The 17,717-nt window shown below is 56.4% G+C and carries 18 protein-coding genes; 2 read left to right on the top strand and 16 right to left on the bottom strand.

Going from position 1 to position 17,717, the window contains the following annotated elements; all coding sequences use genetic code 11:
- Nucleotides 1–464: 464 nt before the first annotated feature.
- Together NB063_RS17435 and NB063_RS17430 are read left to right on the top strand one after the other, a co-directional pair.
- Nucleotides 465–2,039: a serine/threonine-protein kinase gene (locus NB063_RS17435; RefSeq protein ID WP_250930031.1), complete on the top strand. Its 1,575-nt coding sequence runs from the start codon at nucleotides 465–467 to the stop codon at nucleotides 2,037–2,039.
- Between the two features lie 12 nt (nucleotides 2,040–2,051).
- Nucleotides 2,052–3,302: an FHA domain-containing serine/threonine-protein kinase gene (locus tag NB063_RS17430; RefSeq protein WP_250930030.1), complete on the top strand. Its 1,251-nt coding sequence runs from the start codon at nucleotides 2,052–2,054 to the stop codon at nucleotides 3,300–3,302.
- Here the strand turns inward: NB063_RS17430 and NB063_RS17425 are convergent.
- The 16 genes from NB063_RS17425 to NB063_RS17350 all read right to left on the bottom strand — a co-directional run bounded on the left by NB063_RS17425 (nucleotide 3,299) and on the right by NB063_RS17350 (nucleotide 17,701).
- Nucleotides 3,299–4,102, bottom strand: coding sequence for an ADP-ribosylglycohydrolase family protein (locus NB063_RS17425; protein WP_250930029.1), 804 nt, complete (start codon nucleotides 4,100–4,102; stop codon nucleotides 3,299–3,301). The two genes, NB063_RS17430 and NB063_RS17425, sit on opposite strands and share 4 nt — an antisense overlap.
- A gap of 52 nt (nucleotides 4,103–4,154) precedes the next feature.
- Entirely contained in the window at nucleotides 4,155–4,643 is a 489-nt protein-coding gene (locus tag NB063_RS17420; protein WP_250930028.1) for a hypothetical protein, read from the bottom strand.
- A gap of 67 nt (nucleotides 4,644–4,710) precedes the next feature.
- Nucleotides 4,711–5,472 carry a hypothetical protein gene (locus NB063_RS17415; RefSeq protein WP_250930027.1) on the bottom strand — a complete coding sequence of 254 codons (762 nt, stop codon included), beginning with the start codon at nucleotides 5,470–5,472 and terminating at the stop codon, nucleotides 4,711–4,713.
- A 111-nt stretch (nucleotides 5,473–5,583) separates the two neighbouring features.
- Nucleotides 5,584–5,997: a hypothetical protein gene (locus NB063_RS17410; protein ID WP_250930026.1), complete on the bottom strand. Its 414-nt coding sequence runs from the start codon at nucleotides 5,995–5,997 to the stop codon at nucleotides 5,584–5,586.
- Between the two features lie 398 nt (nucleotides 5,998–6,395).
- Nucleotides 6,396–7,211, bottom strand: coding sequence for a DUF2310 family Zn-ribbon-containing protein (locus tag NB063_RS17405; RefSeq protein WP_250930025.1), 816 nt, complete (start codon nucleotides 7,209–7,211; stop codon nucleotides 6,396–6,398).
- Between the two features lie 34 nt (nucleotides 7,212–7,245).
- A complete protein-coding gene (locus tag NB063_RS17400; RefSeq protein WP_250930024.1) occupies nucleotides 7,246–7,698 on the bottom strand; it encodes a hypothetical protein in 453 nt (150 codons plus the stop codon).
- Nucleotides 7,699–7,967: 269 nt separating this feature from the next.
- The gene (locus NB063_RS17395; RefSeq protein ID WP_250930023.1) at nucleotides 7,968–8,324 is read right to left on the bottom strand and encodes a hypothetical protein; all 357 of its coding nucleotides are present in this window, start codon (nucleotides 8,322–8,324) and stop codon (nucleotides 7,968–7,970) included.
- A 723-nt stretch (nucleotides 8,325–9,047) separates the two neighbouring features.
- Nucleotides 9,048–10,163 (bottom strand): BPSS1187 family protein, encoded by a 1,116-nt coding sequence (locus NB063_RS17390; protein WP_250930022.1) that lies wholly within the window; start codon nucleotides 10,161–10,163, stop codon nucleotides 9,048–9,050.
- Between the two features lie 173 nt (nucleotides 10,164–10,336).
- Nucleotides 10,337–10,825 carry a hypothetical protein gene (locus NB063_RS17385; protein ID WP_250930021.1) on the bottom strand — a complete coding sequence of 163 codons (489 nt, stop codon included), beginning with the start codon at nucleotides 10,823–10,825 and terminating at the stop codon, nucleotides 10,337–10,339.
- Nucleotides 10,826–10,904: 79 nt separating this feature from the next.
- On the bottom strand, nucleotides 10,905–11,108 hold the full coding sequence (locus NB063_RS17380; protein ID WP_250930020.1) for a hypothetical protein: 204 nt from the start codon (nucleotides 11,106–11,108) through the stop codon (nucleotides 10,905–10,907).
- A 289-nt stretch (nucleotides 11,109–11,397) separates the two neighbouring features.
- Nucleotides 11,398–11,652, bottom strand: a complete 255-nt coding sequence (locus NB063_RS17375) for a hypothetical protein (protein ID WP_250930019.1) — start codon at nucleotides 11,650–11,652, stop codon at nucleotides 11,398–11,400.
- A gap of 4 nt (nucleotides 11,653–11,656) precedes the next feature.
- Nucleotides 11,657–13,246 (bottom strand): HEAT repeat domain-containing protein, encoded by a 1,590-nt coding sequence (locus NB063_RS17370; RefSeq protein WP_250930018.1) that lies wholly within the window; start codon nucleotides 13,244–13,246, stop codon nucleotides 11,657–11,659.
- Nucleotides 13,239–13,652 carry a hypothetical protein gene (locus NB063_RS17365; protein ID WP_250930017.1) on the bottom strand — a complete coding sequence of 138 codons (414 nt, stop codon included), beginning with the start codon at nucleotides 13,650–13,652 and terminating at the stop codon, nucleotides 13,239–13,241. The genes NB063_RS17370 and NB063_RS17365 overlap by 8 nt, the downstream gene beginning before the upstream one ends.
- Nucleotides 13,653–13,685: 33 nt before the next feature.
- The gene (locus NB063_RS17360; protein ID WP_250930016.1) at nucleotides 13,686–14,414 is read right to left on the bottom strand and encodes a hypothetical protein; all 729 of its coding nucleotides are present in this window, start codon (nucleotides 14,412–14,414) and stop codon (nucleotides 13,686–13,688) included.
- 393 nt (nucleotides 14,415–14,807) lie between these two features.
- The gene (locus NB063_RS17355; RefSeq protein ID WP_250930015.1) at nucleotides 14,808–15,536 is read right to left on the bottom strand and encodes an SOS response-associated peptidase family protein; all 729 of its coding nucleotides are present in this window, start codon (nucleotides 15,534–15,536) and stop codon (nucleotides 14,808–14,810) included.
- 98 nt (nucleotides 15,537–15,634) lie between these two features.
- Nucleotides 15,635–17,701, bottom strand: a complete 2,067-nt coding sequence (locus tag NB063_RS17350; RefSeq protein ID WP_250930014.1) for a DUF4129 domain-containing protein — start codon at nucleotides 17,699–17,701, stop codon at nucleotides 15,635–15,637.
- Nucleotides 17,702–17,717: the final 16 nt, after the last annotated feature.

Genomic DNA, 17,717 nt, shown 5'->3' with positions numbered 1-17,717 from the left:
CGAGATTCTATCGACCCGTCGTATCGGCGTCCACGTTTCCGCTTGGATGACTGTCACTTATCACGCGAGTGCATCGCCCAACCTTAGCTTGCGGAGCCAGAACCGAAGGGCTCGCCTGCCGCTAAATGACTTAGCGGAACGGCGCAAACCGTGCGGTCTCGCCTTCATTCTCAATGCTAATAAAGCACCAATTTATCGAGACGATTCGTTTCAGTTCCGTTTGCAGCTTTCGACGCCTCACCTGTCGACAATGTCCCCTTTCTATACAGGTGCCGGGAGGGCACTGATCTTCTTTTGTAGGGGGGAACGCAAATGGTCTGTTGCGTGAAGAAACCAGGAAAATCTCACAATTTAGTTTGCTGGGGTTGCACAAAAGCACATGGGGGCGGTTTGATCGCGATACATTGAACGCGGCTTCTTCGACCGCCGATTGTTCGGCCTCTCGACTCCCCCCACAGGCGACCGTGGACAACAAAACGAAGTTGGAATCCCACGCTATCGAACCCGTCCCAGACGAGTTGCTCGATTTGCCCACATTCATCGGTCCTGCATCAGGCTCACGTCCGCGCAATGTGGCCGGCGACGAGAATGCGGGGATCGCTGCGTGCGGTTCGATCGTTGGGCAATATGAACTGCTAGGCGAAATCGCGCGCGGCGCAATGGGAGTCGTCTACCGCGCTCGTCACCAAAAACTCGGTCGACTGGCGGCGATCAAGATGATTTTGGATCCCGATGCAGTGGGTGCCGACGTCCACGAGCGGTTTGAGACCGAAGCCAAAGCCGCTGCCACGCTGGATCACCCAGGTATCGTGGCGCTCTTCGAAACCGGTCGATGGAATGGCTATCCGTACTTCGCGATGGCTTACGTTGATGGCGAGAGTCTGCTCGAACGACTGCGGAGCGGTCCGATGACTCCTACGCAAGCGGCGGGGATGGCCCAGCAGGTATCCGAAGCGATGGCGCACGCTCATAAACGCCACATCATTCATCGCGATCTCAAACCGGCGAACATTCTCATTGATAGCGAAGGGGTACCTCACATCACCGATTTCGGTGTTTGCAAAGACCTCAGTTCGTCATCACATCTGACTACCGCAGGTGAGTTGGTCGGCACGCCGCACTACATGCCTCCCGAGCAAGCCGGCGCCTGCGATAGCCCGCTCGGTCCCGCCGCTGACGTCTACAGCATCGGTGCGGTACTGTTCGCGATGCTGACAGGTCGCCCCCCGTTCTTGGCAGCGACCCCGGTCGATGTTGTTGCCCAAGTGTTGACACAAGAACCCGTCTCGCCGAAAGCGCTTAATGCCAACATTCCTGTCGAGCTTTCCGTTATCACGATGAAATGCCTGAGGAAGAAACCGCAACAGCGTTACCGCGACGCCAGCGAATTGGCTGCAGACTTGGCACGCTATCTTGACGGAAAACCGATCCAAGCTCGGCCGCCGAGTCTCTATGATCGAGTGCATCTCTTTTTGCAACGACACGTGTTCTTTGCGAGTGTGTCCGGAACAGCAGTGCTCGTACTTTTGTCATTGATGGGATTCGTTTTCGCCTCGCTGCTACAAACTCGCGTTCAACTGGCTACCGTCGAAGTGGAACTCGACCAAACACAAAGACAACTCGCCAATGAACGCCGGCTAACGACCCGCTTTCTGTCGCAGCGTTCTAACTTGTCCGCCGATGAGGACCGTCAATCGTTCATCACCCAATACGAAATGGATCGACTGAGCAGTGCGGTCGAGCAGGTCGCCGAATCGGCCCCCGACGTCGCGCTGCAATTGGCGATCGAAGCTGCGAAGTTTTCGATCGAGCACGAGATTCAGTTACCTGAGACAGTTGAGTCGCTACTCGTTGCGGCGACGACGCCAGATGGAGAGACAGCGGGCGAAGACTCATCCAATGGGATGTCGCTTGCGGAGCGAATCTCTCTAGCTCAACAACGAATCATCCTTCCGATGTCGGCGGAGGACCGAACGCTCTTTGGCCTACCCTCGTTAGAAACAACACCTGCAGTCCCTCCGACGCCCCCCACTCCTTGAAAAAACTCTTTCATGACTCATCAAGTAACGATCATCGCCGGCCCCGACGCCGGTAGGAAGTTTCCTGTCCCCAACGAGGAACCATTGGTGATCGGACGAGGCAGCGATAGCGATACCAAAATTCGCGATCCGCGTCTCAGCCGTATCCATTGTGAATTGCGAAAGGTTGATGGTCGTTATGTCCTCTTGGATCGTGGTGGCGTGGGTGGCGTTAACGTCAACGGGAAAACGATTACCGACAGCATGCCGATTAGCGTCGGGACCGTGTTCCAAATTGGAGACACCCGCCTCAGATTGGAGATGGATGACTCTCTCGACGCGGCGACCATGGCCGCTCACCCCGGAACCGACACCGCTGGCCTAGTGAAACAGGCTTCCAAAGCCGTCGAGTCATCGCTACGCGACCTCGTCGGTCAAACGTTTCAAGAAAGATTTGAGATCGAAGCGATTGTTGCCACCAGCCCGACGAGTGTTGTCTTTCGCGGTACTGATACCAAACACAATCGCGCCGTCGCGATCAAAGTCCTCCGTCCCCAACTCGCTTCGTCCGACGTTCAACGCGAGCGATTCATCCGAGCGATGAAGACCGTCATGCCGATCAAACACCCCAACATCGTCCGCTTAAGGATGGCTGGGCGAAGTGGTCCGCATTGTTGGTGCGTCACCGATTGGGTCGAGGGCAAAAGCGTCTCCGAGCTAATCGACGACATCGGTATTTCGGGGATGCTCGATTGGAAGCAAGTCTGGCGGGTCGGCATCGACATCGGCTCAGCGCTGGAAGAAGCCCATCGTCATCAAGTGGTACACCGCAACGTCACACCAGCCAATCTTTTGCGACGCTCGAGCGACAAGGCGTTTCTCTTGTCCGATCTGATCTTTGCCCGCGCGCTCGAGCTCACCGACGCTTCACGCTTGACCAAACCCGGCGAAGTCATCGGCGATCTCGGCTACATGGCCCCAGAACGCGTAACGGGTGTCGACGAAATCGACGAACGCTCCGATCAATTCGGACTCGGAGCGACCATGTACACCCTCCTGACCGGTCACCCGCCATACCCGGCAACCAGTCTACCGCACCTGATCTCATTGCTAATGGGGGCTCGTCCTCGTCCACCTAAATCGATTCAATTCGGAGTCGACGAACGTTTCAGTTCGCTGGTGATGAAGATGATCGAGGTGAACCCCAAGGACCGCTACGATGACTCTACCGAGTTACTAGCCGAACTCAAGCGAGTCGGAATGCTGAGCGGTATGAAAGTCTAACAGGAATGTTGCGTCGTCACCTGAAACCATGTCATGTGAAACGAACGTCGAAATGCTTCGATCGTTTCGTTGAGCTCGGGGGCGAGTCGATCACGCGCGGGCGACCACAGGCTTTCAGGAACTCCGCCGTAAAACGGTTCTGCGATGGCGCCGGCGATACATGCCATCGTGTCGGAGTCGCCGCCGAGCGAAATCGCTAACCGGACCGCATCCTCCACCGACGACGATTCCAAGAACGCAATGATTGATTCGGGGACCGACCCAGAACAAGAAACATCGAAAGAATAAGCTGGTCGAATCGAATCGAGCGAACGGGATGCGTCATAGCCGATTTCGCTCTCCACAAACTTCCGAATGTCATCTTTGGTTCCACCTTGGCGGGCGACGAAAACGCTTCCTGCTACCGCCATCGCACCGAGAATTCCGTCGGGATGATTGTGCGTCACAACCGCCGTCTGCTCAGCGAGCAAGAGCACTTCCGCCAGCGAATCCCGAGCGTAGGCAACCGGCGAAACTCGCATCGCTGAACCATTTCCCCAACTGCCGTATGGCTCAGTCTCTCGACATCTGGCCGAGTTGATGAATGTGCCACCATAACCAGCCCCTGGGTATCGATCGACGTAATCGTGGAAGTACCGATACAGTTCACCACCATTGAGAATCCAGTCCGCGACCGCCACGGTTAGCACCGTGTCGTCAGTGAAGAAGGAGTTCTCCGAGTACAATTCGAAGTTGGTGGTCTTGGTGGGGTAGTGCTCGAAATACGAACCGATCACATCGCCGACAATTGCGCCAATCATGTGAACGTTCCTCCTGTTATGTGAATTCAAATTCTGCTAGCTCGGTAGAAGGCTACCCGTCACTCAATGCCGCCAGCATCACGATCGTTCCAAAAATCAAAATGCTCCCTGATCCGATCCACGCGATTGCGGGCCACGTTCGTCTGGGGTTTAAGAGCACGTTGACGAAGCTGAATAAGAACAGCAGCGGTACGGTCACTTTTTGGATCTTCGACAGGAGCGGATTGAGTCGTCGGCCTCCTTCTCGATAAGACCTGTGGCGAGTTGCATCATCGACCGCTTCTACCCAGGCGTGGGGTGCACTGAAAGCCCCGACGATGATCAGTGCGATTCCGATGCAAATGGATATCAATGCAACTGTGATTGGTCGATCCATCGCCTCGGTGTTGACCACGATGAGTGCGGCAAGCCCAAGGCCGATTGTGATCACGATACCCAGCTGAAGTCGCGTGATCGGCTTTGGGGCGGTCGGATCCTGATTGTGGCGTGATCGTTTCTTTTTGCTTTGTCGCTTTCTTTTTTGACTCGATTTCTTTGCCATCAAACGCCTCATACCCTATGATCAGATTCGAAGTTGAAAGTGGATGCCGATCACTTTATTGACCATTCTAGGATCGCTTGTCGTTCCGCAGTCGCTGCACTTCGTCTTGGGTGAGCTGCGAGTAGAACCCCTTCGAAACCATGAAATCGACTTGTGCTAAGCTGCGTTGCTCGAGGTGCGAAATGAGTGACGTCGGATCCAGCGAGATCAGGTCCGTTCGATTTGTGATTCGCGCCTCGTGGCGGGCGATCACTTCGGAAGCGTTTGAGGTGATAGGAACCCGCTCCACCTCAACATTTGGCGGTATCAGTTGCTGATACAAGTCATCGGGCGTGTCCGCAGCCGTGTGCAGTTCCGTCCCGTCTGCAGCTTCGGAATGACACGCAAAGACGACACGGGTAACTCGGCTGTCACGGACGAGGATTTCAAACCAAGTCGAGGTGCACCAGACGATCCCGCGTTGATTGATCGAAACCGAGAGCACTCCGCGTTTTCCGCCAATCCAGCTGGGGGCAAAATACCCTGCGTGGTCCATGCCGGCGGCATGGCAATCGTTATCGAAATCGGCGATTGCTTGGGTCGCGTCGTCGAAAACCTCTGCTTGGGTGATTTCTGTGAGGGCCGGCGGGTATTGAGTCGCGTGGTTTGCGGGCAGACGCTTGCCCAGAGCTTTCCGCGCAAGCAAGTAGGTGAAGGCGAGCGTACGGACGAAGGAAGGCTGCCCTCGCATGGTTCGCCAAATGGTACTCACGGGCAGCAGTGTAATGTCATCGGTAAAGTATCGGTGATGCTCTAGCGATGCGGGCAACGAATACGGGTTGGGGATCATCAGATGAGACGCTGGGAAGGTTTCAGAGCGGCAAACATTCCCGTCGCCGAGGACGAGCGAATGGTTTTGTCTGCAAGTAAACGTTAGCCGTCCGGCGGTGCAAGGGAGTAATCATCCGCGGCTCCGGATCAGGATAAAGCGAATCCGGCGAAGGACACGTCGAATGTACGAAGGGCTTTTTGGTGGGGTGCGTTTGAGTGTGATATTTGCCCTCCAAAACGGCATGCCTGACCCCGATTGCATGCCATGCTGTCCGACGCCCTTCGATCCCGTCGCTGCGTACCGCGCCAGACGATCGGCGAACGGTCTTGGATTGGGACTGGTGCGTTGAGCTGGAACGTGCCGATGCCGAACCGGCGTTCGAGCCAACCCAGTCGCGACGCGGTTGCCGACGAAAATACCGGCCGAGATCGAAACGAGAAACGATGTCGCCAGAGGGAGGTTGCCGCTCAGGGGATCTCGCAGGACCGCCGTCCCAAGGAGCCCAATGATGATTGCGATACCGACTGTGATGATAGTTTTCATCAGATTGATATTCGGATGCCATCGGTCGGATAAGCAATTAATGCAAAATCCGACGTTTGAAGGAATGGTGTCAATTGGCAACCCAGACCCGTGATCCGGTCTTCACCCGTCTGCCTGCCACATTCATTTTACCCGACCGACGCACGGCGTACATCGCCGACGAAGTGCCTCCCGCTGGGATCTCATGCAGTTCAAATTCGTACGCAATCCCGAGCGTCGGAGTTGCGCAATCGGCCAAGGGAATCGTGTTTAACGCGGTGCTTCCAGAGGGCAAACAGCTGACGCAACCTTCCTCTGGGAGAGTCGGACTCTGCGTCCCGGAGAGAGACTGCCCCTGCCGCTACCGCATTTGACCCTGTCTGACGACTTTTGCGAATCGCTTACTATGCCACGAGGTTTTATGATTTGGTCTGGAATTCACCAATGTGTGCGTAGGAATCGTCGTAGCTGGCGCTCGCAAATTGCGAAACCAATCTGCACTGCTCGCATCGGAATGGGAAATTCCAAAAGTGCGTCAGTTCCGTGTCGGTATCGCGTCGCCAGTGTTTGCCACAACCGGGGCACCGACGCTCCGATTCGCACTCACCTCGCCCATAATATCGCATCAAGAAGTAGTAGACCGGTATGTGAAGTGCCGATTCCACTGCCAACGCGAGTTTCCGACCCTGTTTCGAAAGCAGCGAGGACGGTGAGGCCAGTTGCTCGTACGCGGGAACCTCCAACTCACCCGATGACAACCAAATGTCGTCCATGCGATTGTATTCGCGAGACCAGAAACACAGCCGTTCGCATTCGTCGTTATCAATCGGGATCAAGTATGTCGGGAAGCGATCCCAGGTATCCATCGAGCAGACTGGCGATTGGCCGTCGAACGCGGATGGGAACAGGCACAACGATGACGCCGTTCTAACGTCTGGAAAATCCGCAGGAATCTCATCCGCCAAAACTTGCCAACTGGGTTCTTGCCCAAATAGTTCGCAAACGCCGTCTAGATCCTGGATGCCATAGCGCGAATGGTATTGGCGGGTGATTGAATCGGGCCGAACGAGATATGCGTAGGCGATCGCACTCCCACCAGAAACCGCATGCAGAGCTTCGCCACAAATTTGGCCATTCTTTCGAAGTGCCGACAAATAGCCATCAAGCGTGTCTCGCACCATCTCTGAGTCCACGTCAGAACGTGGTTTGCCGAAGGATCCTTGGGATAAAAACATGTTAAGACTCACTCACTCGAACGGTCAGGGTTGGTCATGAATCCGTTGTCGGAGGATTGAAATCAGAGTCTGCGGTCACGATCGTCAGTTGCCGTTCAAGAAAAAAGAAATCTTCCGACAGCAGTTCTGAAATCTTGACTGTTCGCTCATGTTCACGTGGTAGTGATTCGTCGCCACTCCAGCAACTGAATAGTTCCACTGAACCTTCTTCGGAGAGGCAAGCGACCAAGTAATCATGTAACCGCCGCTGGTTGTCGGTTTTGGAAGCAAGTTGCTCCGGATCATCAATCGCGTAGTCGTGTTCAGCTCGGAATCCGCATCCACAACCGTTGTCTGAGCCGACGTAGGCCAGGTTCGTTTTCGTGAATTGAGCCGCGGCATTGGATGCAGCGGGATCGTTTGGGGTGACGTAGAAGCTCGGCGCGGATGCGTCCCAGTCGATCGCTGGTAGTTTCCCGTTTGACGCGAGGTAGAGCACAAGACACATGATGGTTTGATTCGACAATCGTGTTGGTTGTAGACGGGTTCGGAAACCTGCTTGTTTGTCCAAAAAATCCGATCGCTCCACCTTGGATTGTCATTTACGCTTTCGGCCTGCGAGGCGAAAACACAGTAGACGTAGCAATCGGAGGCCTCATCGCCTTGAAAGGTTCATTGCCATTGCCAAAAGCAAGAAAGGCGTGAAACGCAAGCTGCCAGTTAGTGATCAGGACCGCCGCCTCACATGGTCCGCTGCGCTATCCCTTCCGCCTCACTTTAACCCTGTAAGAGAGTGCTCGGCTTCGCTTTCACGGTCCCACGCAACACGTCTATCATCGTGAGCAGGACGCCCACGATGATACAAACAACAAAATACAGACCAAATTGAATGCTCGCGATGCTGGGAATACCGAGTCCCCACGTCAGCAAAAGTGTGAACAGGCAGATCCGCACGAGAAGCAGGGCAATCGACTGTTCGGCTTGGTACCAAATGTGTGTGTGGCAGGAAATGCACACGTATCGAGGGCGTTTGCGTCCAAAAATGGGGATGCGGATGGCGGCAAAGTAACACTCGGCGATTCGCGGGACGCCGCATGATGGACACCGGTGGCGGGGGTTGATTTGTATCAGCATTCGTACGGTCATCCCTGCGTGGATCGTGGAGGCTTATGCGACGCATTGAACCAGCGAACGGAGACGGAGATCAACGAATTCATTTCTGCGTCAGAATCATAATGCATCTCCACCAGAGCTTTTGGGGGGCGAACCGTTGGTTGATTCGGTACCGAAACCGGTGCCGCTTCATGTTTGGAGACAATCGGAATGACGAAGCCATCGGGGCGACTCAGTGTCGGGCTCGGGTTGGTGAGCCGCAATGAATACTTCGCCACAAGGTTCGTAAACCGGTACCCTGACCATTGCTCTGCTAGCAAACCTCAATTGGGTGGAGCATCGTGCCGCGGCCCCGATTGGCATCCACCGAGAATTTGTCCGCCGATGGCTACGAGCAACCAATTGAGCGTCGAACGTCGATCCCTCGCAAGCTACAACTTTCAGAGAATGTTGGTCGGGTCATTTTCCAATGAAGGAGGCGAGCCGGTAAGGCTGACAATCGCCGACTGGTACGTTATCCAACCTGAACATTGAGCTGTTCAAACCGGAGGGCTCACACCCACTGCCATCTACCTTCGCACTCACCGGTGGTTCGTGTAGCGGATCGGCGCGAGCCGTTCGGTTTCACATCTATTATCAATGCTGAAAAAGCACCGGTAACGGTAAACGAAAGAATTGGCGCTGAAACCCCGGAAGTCGGCTAGGCCACGGAGCTTATGCCCACCGAGTTGCTGTTGTTGTGGGCTACTGTTTCTGGTCGTGGTCGCAACCGGGGTCTCGTGGAACGGGGCTGCCGACTTGATCCACGGGGTGCGTGAAGAGGTATTCCCAGACCGGTTCGTGCAGGTATGCACCCGTTGACGAGTCTTTTGCCGCGGCACGGCCCGGTGTCACACTGCTGTGGGCACGGCCGGCGTTGCCGCCGACATCGGCATCGGTCACGAGCCGGCGAGTATTTCCGTACGGTGGTGCGGATTGATCCACGTTGACGATCGGACCAAATTCATTGAGCCCGAGCATTTCCCAGCTGCGGCAATAGTGGTCCTCCACCCATCCCTGATCGAGCACGTGGGAGAACGCGAAGTAGCGGTTGGCGGGCGTCGCTGAGGGCAGCGATTGCCATGTTTGATGCTGGTCCCGCGGGCCGCACAACGCAACAACGCGTGCCACTTTTTGATGTTTGGCGAAGCGAGACGCCGTCGTCGATCCGTGTGAGCTGCCCGCGACGATAACCTTGTCCCAATCGAGGTCTGATTTGTCGGCGTTCAAAAATTGCCCCCAATCGCCTTCGGCTTCTTCGTCAGCCAACCATTTTACAAACCGATAGGCACGCTCGGCCATCGCATCGGGTTTCGCGATATCGACTTCATCACTGGCATCCAACCCGGTCGCGGCCTCGAGCCGCAGGTTCCCGCGACACTCAGGATCTACCGGCGTCTGTTGACAACACTTTGAGAACCAGCGGTTGGCATAGTGCACCCGCATCGCATGGAGGCCATAGCCGGTGAGTCGTTCAAAAAGCGGCGAGTTATGCGCCATCAGCCAAATGACCAACCGACCGCGAGAAGGAACTCGTGGGTCATACCAAGCCTGCTGCAGGTCGGCTGGTTTCCCATCGGGTTGGTCAATCAAGAAATCGATTTCGGGGTAGGCCCGGACGCGTGGGTCGATCACGCTCGCCCGAACGTTCGCTTCGAATCGTTCTACAGATTCGACACTCGTAGTTGGGCGTTTGGGAGTGACCCGTTCGTCGGCACGCAATGGCGAAACCGTCCACGAACACGCCAAGAGGCTGGCAAGGAGGCAAACGAGTGCAGGATAACGATGGGCGGCGGGGAGCGGCGGGATGGTGGGCGACATGGGATCGGTGGGAGGTGGGGATGTTGGGGAGCACCGGATCAACGCCAGTGTCGATCGCTCGGTTCGGCACATGATAACCGAAATCGAAATGACATCGTTCGCAACGTATGGTCGGGGGCCAACGCGAAAGCGTCCTGGTGAATGCCGATGCCGCGAGATGTGGTGATGCGCGGTTAGCCGGCCACGTTGGGGCTGTCGGCGACTTGCACCGGTAGCGAGTCGTCGCACCAACGGCGGACTCGTTCTAGAAACTCAGTTTGCTCCATGCCAATCGTCTCGACGATGATCTGGCCAGAGTTGAGTGTTTTGAGTAGCTCAGCTTTGGTCTGAGCCAAGCGATCGTGCACCCGCAAATGTTGCTCGTCCGAGAGAGCCTGCGGGTGCAGTGTCATCCGTCCGTTTGCAGAGACGGTGCGAACCATCTGGGACAGACGCCCGTTCTGAGCAGCGAGTTTTTGGCCATCGAGATAAACCCGACGCAGTTGCCCACTCGTGTTGAACTGGAATACCGGATCGACGCCGTCGAACACGCTCACTGCCGCCGGACTCCGCCATCCTAGAACCCAAGCGTGATCATCTCGTGAATCGGAAATCCTACCACGTTCGGGCAAGTTGACGCCTTCAACGAGGAGGTCCTCTCGATCCGCTTCGTGTCGTACCATGGGATGTTTGTTGTTCCGATCGGGATGAACCGGTCGGACTTACAAATCAGTCCAACGACATGACCGTGAGCGACCGTGATTACGCCAAGCGTGATTCATCATCCGATGATTTCGGCTTTGCTTCAACCCGATTGGTCTTCCGCGACAATTGCGGATCCTCATTCTCTTCGTGTTTCGAAGTCGCGGCGACTTTGTAAGTCAGCCCGTGAACGGTTTGGATGATGATCGGAGTGTTGATTGGAGCGAACATGATTGTGTCTCGCATATTTGGTTCTAGTGACATCGTGATACGCAAGAAAGCGTACGTCATAAACAGATGTTTCGACGTTTCTTTTGCGTCTCGCAATTTTGATGCCAGTAGTTATCTGAAATCAGGTGCAGACGATTCCGGTTGTAACGATTAGCTCGCGGCAATGTGACGTGTGGCATCATCAAGATGGCGCAACGGGGGAATTGGCGTCGTTCTTGGTTTGCCGCAAACTCCGATTTGCTCGAGCGGACCGCATGCAGGCTGCGGCACAACTGCGCATTTACGTGATTCGCTGCGTACGACGTGGCCGGTTGCCCACGATTCAAGCACCTTCATTCTGATCTGGGTCGAGCAAGAGTTGGTCGGACAGCCTGCAGGCATCGGCGAAGTTCTGCATCGCCGCGGCAACCCTCGTCAGAGTTGGCGCCAAGTCACAGAGCGATTCTTGCTCGAACTTGCGAGCCGGTTCGTCTCGCCATCCGTCGCGGGTGCGTTGCCATTGTTCGGCAAAGTCCAAGAACTCTTGATGGATTCGATTTTGGCTTTCGTACAGCGGTCCGAGGGGAAACGGTCTCATCGAGTTAGATCCCTTGTGGATTAAAGGTTCGCAGCATTTTGCGTCCCTTGTAGAGGTGGAACAAATCGTTCGGACCGGCCGGACGCATTCGCCCCACGGTAGGGAGATCGATCGTTTCGAGGCCGTCGGTCACGACGACGCATTCGATCCCACCGCGTGTTGCGGTAAAGACGGCCGCGTTCTCCTCCAAAAAGAAACCAAGCAGGACGACTTTGACGTCTTCGTAACTATTCCGTTCGAGGTGCGTCTGTAGCGGTTCGATCAATCTCCGCTGGGCCTCGTTAAATTCCGCCGCAGGTACCGTGAAGATGTCTTCGTGTTCCGCGTGCCAGCCCGCGTAGATCGCGTAGATGTCTTCCGGTGGCAGGTCGGCCACGTCGGCACTGAGAGTGAACACGGTTGGTCCGGCTATACCGATATTACTGTAGCTGCGATCGCCAAAGTCGTATTGGAATCGGACGAGGAACACGTCGACGGGGTCGTGAAAGCTCGGCCACAACATCCGCCGCGAATCGACCACTTCCACCGATGTCGGCGGGACGCCCATTTGTTGCGGTTGGGACAACCACAACGCGACTTCGGCTTCCGCGTTTGCGGAAGGCGTTCGAAACGATTCGTCGATCCGATCGCCAAACCCGAGTTCGTCGGCATATGCGATCGCGCGGAGACGCGCCGAGGGTTCTTCCGCTAACGCGATCAGTTGTTCGATGCCAGCTTCGTTGCCAAGTCTCGCCAACGCACCAGCGGCTTCGCATTGGACACGGCGATGGCGAAGTTCCGCGGCTTTGTTGAGTTCGGGGATTGAACTTTCGCTGCCGATCAATCCGACGGCATCGCATAGCGAAACCGCCAACGCGACCGCCTCTCCCAAAATCGCCTGCACCTGTTCAACATCGGTGCCGAAGCTGCGAGGGTCCTCTTCGAATTTCGCCAACCGTTGGGCGACGTGACGCAGCAATCCATTGAGCGACTCGGCACGCGAGGCAGCGGGGTGTTCGGTGACCCGGCCGCTGCGGACGAGATGACCGGCGAGGTCGAGAATCGGCGCCGCCAAAGAGGGCTCGGACAAACAGTCCAGCAACGCGGGGAACACGGAGTCGACCGGCCAGTCACTGTGCTGCATGAGCGGGCTGAGGATTTGGCCAGCCGCCATCCAACCACGTGGCGGAGAATCCGTCAGGATTTGAACCAGCGATGAGAGGGATTGAGGTGTGCGTATGATCGCTAGCAAATGCAGCAGAAGGTGCCGGTTGGCAACTTCCGGTGACAGTGCCGTGATGACTCGGACCAGCCAATCGATTTGCAAACGACGAACGGCATCCTCATCGCCACCAGCCAAGGCTTGCAGACATCGCATATGGAGCAAACGCAGCAGACCTCCCAGGACGGCGGGATCGGCGTCAGGCAGCCGCTTGGACGCGTCTGCCAACTTCGAGATCAGGATATCGCCGCTGATCTGTTCGTTGTCGGCGAGTTTTTTCAGTGCCAGCCCAGCTTGGATCGGATCGACGTCCGGTGTGAGGGTAACGGCGAGCAACTCGTCAGGATCGGTTAAGTTTGCAGCGTCCATATTCGGTTCATTTGATTCAGGCATCGGATCGATCCCCACGTGGGTCATGAGTAAGTGCAGGATCGATCGCGTCGGACCAACCTAAAGAAGCGACATCGGCAGCGTTTGCCCAGCGGCTGAATCGATTGTCGTATAACGGTTTGCCGCTGACCGGGCACAACGGTGTTTCTGAATTGGCGTAGACGTGAACTCCGCGAGTGTTCGGTTGCAACCAAATCGCTTCGCATTCGTCACAGGCAACTAGGCCATGCGAGATTTGTTCGGAGGTGCTGTCGGGACCGGTGTCATCAAAGAAGACACGGACGGTGCACAGGCCACCGTCGCAGATCGGACATTGTCCGACGCAGAAACGCAGCTCCTCGTGGTCGTCCGCGGCGCCCCCAGGAGGTCCAGATTGAGAATCATGCGATTCAGGTTCGAGTCGTGTCACGTCGTTGTTATCCTTACGGAATGATTCAAGGTCTTAGAGAGGGTAGGCGGTGATCACGCGATTGCCTTCGAGTACCAATTGCACTCGCCGCGCCATCGGTTTGCGTCGTTGATTGCCTTCCCGCCCGCCGACGAAGCCGACACGTTTTCCCATGTCGACGGTGTAAATTGTGCGGTCTTGATCCGTTTTCTTGGTGGTCCGTTTGCCCGCTTTGGCATTCTCATACGCTTTGTCGATCGTCTTCAAAGCACCTTCCATGCCGCCATCAAAGACCCCGTGTTTACCGGGCCGGCCCGGTTGATCGGCGGTGTGCCGTTTCAAGTGTTCGAGTCGATGTCCCTCGGCGCTGCCGGGTGTGTACATCAACCCGGCGGGCGAAATATAGCGGTCATTTCCGATCTCGCGCAGCAATCCGTATTTGAGCGAGGGATCATCGGCTTCCGTCGGTTCAACCGAGGTCGCACTGATCGGTTTGGATTGAGCGGTTTGGTTTTCGAGCGAATCCGTTTTTGACTCAGATGTCGTCGAGGGCTTCGTTTTCGCTTCCGAGGTGGGTTGGGGGGCGGTCGTTTTTGTCGACTGAGCCGTCGGCGCATCGAGTTGAGCGACGCCCCCATGATCTTGCTCAGCGATCGCAGGCAGATTCCAGCCCGTCGCATCGTTAATCGCAGGCCGTAGCAGCGTGTAACCGCCGATCAACAACGCGATCGCGACGCCCGCTACCGTTGTTGTCTTTTTGCCGGAGGAGTGAGAGGTGGCCATGAGGGGAATGTCCGCATATCGGGCGGGGAGAAGAGTCAGCCAAGAAAGTAGCACTTTCTACCCACATTGGCCAACCAGCCCCCCGTTGGTGAGCCGCGGAGGCTATCGATCTGCATGACCCAGTCAGGGATTGAAGACCGCGGTGTGGTGGGGAGCCGATGGCGATTTCGCGTTGATTGAAATTCGGATCGCCAAAGATTCGTGCAATAGAACCACCGAGTCATAGAGGAGCCACGAGATAAGAGTTTGTGCTTTTTGAGCGTGTCCTTCTCTTGGGCTCTCGATGTCGCAATGTCGTTGATCAGATCACGCTTCGTAGGGACAGGTTCCCGCAGCAACCGGACACCTCAATCACATCGCGTTAAACGTCCCGCAGAAATTGTGAATGGATCGTTAGCTTGGGAGCTCAAAACCGAGTGGTCCCGTTGTTTCGATGTCGGCGAGTTGTTCGTCGCGTTTCTTAAGGTTGGCGGATTTGCGTTTGACCCACGACGCAGCCATCTCGCGATCGACTTGATGGGTGAGCGGGGGTTCGTATGCGTAATCACGCAATACTTCGAGCGATCGGCCTGGTGGTCGGGGTTTGCGATCCATCCAGTCGTCGAGTCCATCCTTCTTCAAGAAGAACGGTGATCGATGATGGCCGTGCTCCATCACGTACGGCAGCGCCGGTCGCATGATCAGGCTCATCGAAAGTTCCGGATCATCGGGGGCATCCTTGCGGAAGGAAAAGATTGCGGCGGCCAAAAGGATCTCGTCGTTGGGTGCCGCGAAACTGACTTCCGTCCCCGCCGTTTCGCCCCAATAACACGGTTCGCGAAACGAGGTCATCGGGACAACGCATCGGTATTTCTCGAACGGGGTTTTCCATGGCCATTTGGTGTGGGACTCGATTCGCGTGTTGTTGAGCATGTAGCGTGCGCCGCCCGATTTGCCTTTTGCATCGCCCATCCCAAAAGTCATCGGCCGGATTTCACGCATGCCCTCGCGGTTGAGAACGGCCACCGGTGCTTTCGTCATCGGGAAGACTTCTTGAGGAACGTCAAACTCAAACGTCGTTTGGGCTTGGAGGTGTTCGCAGATCGCATGCAGGTTGGTTCGAATATGAAAACGATTGCACATGAGTTGAGAAAACGTTGGGAGGTGACATCGGGGCTTCAAAATTGATTGGCAGGACGCGAGTCCGCTCATAACGAACCGTTCTTGACCGTGCGGGCGGGTCACAATTGAGGACGCATGATTTGCCATACCGAGGAAGCTGCGGTCACGTCTTCGGTGCCGGCGACGGCACGCCCGTAGACAACGCGATTGTAGGCATCGACCACACGTATCGCCGATTGTTTGAGGTTAGGGAATTGAGAGACCAGTCGCCGTGTGTATTCGTTCGGTGTTTCATCGTCCTGTCGTGAGATGCCATGCTCGCGGCCCCAAGCTTCGAGTGCCTGGAACGTCACCACAACGACTTGTCCCGCGTCAGCTTTACCGATCGGGTTCTCGAATGAGGAAAACGGTCTGGCCGGTTCGCTCGGTTCACTCTCGGGAGTGTCGGCGAAGACGCTCGTCTGGCCCATGTCACGCTCGCCGAATAAACGGTTCCACCACGCAAGAAAGGCGGCGTGATTGAGATAGATGTAGACGGCGACAATGACCAAGAGGCCGATGATCACGAGGAATTTGATCAGCCCGCCCAATCCCGCCAGCATGCCCGACCAGTCGGTCGACGATCCCGGATCCGGCGGTGTTGGAGGTTCGGCAGGCTGTTCGCTGGCTTCGGCAGGTTTTTGCTCAGCACGCTCATCGGGTTCGGAGTCAGGTGTCTCGGGCTCGGAATCGTTTGGTTGATTCTCGTTGGGTTGCGGTTGGATCTGCTCTGAATCGCTCTGCGCGGGATCGGACGGCTCTTCAGCTTGGGGTTGGTTCGGGTCGGATTCGGAATCGTTGGACTCGGGGGGAGCTTGATTTTCCTGCGGCTGTTTTGACTCGGGAGAATCGGATGGTTGGGAGGAATCTGGCTTCTTGCCGCTCTCCGACGGTTTGCTGTCGGACGGTTGGGTTTCTGGGGGAGGCTGTTTGGATTGGGGTGATTTGGAATCAGGAGAATCGGGATCGGGTGATTTGGAATCGCTTTTTGAGTCGTCGCCCTTCTTGCCGTCGCCTTTTTCGCCCTCGCCGTTTGCTTGCGGCTTCGATCCATCAGATTTGGTCTTGCCCGAGTCGTCGTCGGATTTTTCGCTCGCCTTCTTGCCACCGGACTTTTTGCCGGTGGGACCATCGTCGCGATTGCCCGAGTCGCCGCCGGGAGGTGCTCCGGCTTGTGCTGTGGTGGGAAGCCCCGGTGCATCGGATGGTGTCTTGGCGTCTGGCCTCGGAGCCCCTTTTGAGTCACCCTCGCTGCCCGGTTGGTCGGCGCCTTCGCCTCCCCATCCATACTGACTCGCGGTGGTCGGTTGCGAATTGGTTAGAAAGTCCGGCATCCGAAACGACACGATCGCTTGGCCGGGCAGCGGCGCAATGAACGCGAACATCAGGATCAGCAGGATGATTCCGATGCCGCCGAGCACCCAAGCGATCGTCACGTGACCGGGCATCTCGGTGTTGCGTTGCCGCAGATAGCGACGCAGGTTTAGGAACGAGGTGACGACCAGCAACGAGAGACTCGCGAAGAGGTACGACGCCAACAGCCACCGGGCTCGCTCCCAAGTTGACGGATTGCCACTCAGGAAAAACTGTCCGATTCCGAACAGGGGGAGGGCGCCGAGGGCGAGGTACAGAACCGTCCGTCCAGGCTGATGCCCTTGCTTGCCGGATCGTTGCTTCGCCGGAGGTGAGGGGGATTCGTTTTCGATCGCAGGTCGAGTGTGTGACGACCGGAGATTCTCGAACCACTTGCGGGCACTATCGACGAGTCCCTGCCCGCTGCTGTCGATGCCGTCGTCAACGATGGTGCAGTCATGGACGATTCGGTCCGCGAGATAACCGATCGTCATGATGATGGCGGCCGAAAAAATAGGATCGCCGAGAAACCGCAACATGACGAAGAACGTCGCCGCACCCAGCGCGGTCGCGTATACCGAGGAGTAGCTGCGGCTCTCTTCGATCGTTACCCGAGCCAGTGCGGTGGCGCCCATCGTGTACCAGAACAAAGTCCACATCACGCGTTGTGGATAGTTGCCGTGGTAGAGCACCAGCATCAAGAACCCGGCCAAGCTGTACAGCATCCAAAAGATGAGCAGCGGCGCGATCGCGATTGCCGCGTAATCGGCTAGGGTTTGGTATCGGCGGTTCAAGAGCGGGCCTGGGCAG

This window comes from Aporhodopirellula aestuarii (genome assembly GCF_023701485.1).
Classification (GTDB): domain Bacteria; phylum Planctomycetota; class Planctomycetia; order Pirellulales; family Pirellulaceae; genus Rhodopirellula; species Rhodopirellula aestuarii.
Note: the sequence above shows the minus strand (reverse complement) of the source record. Positions and strands in the feature narration are given on the sequence as shown.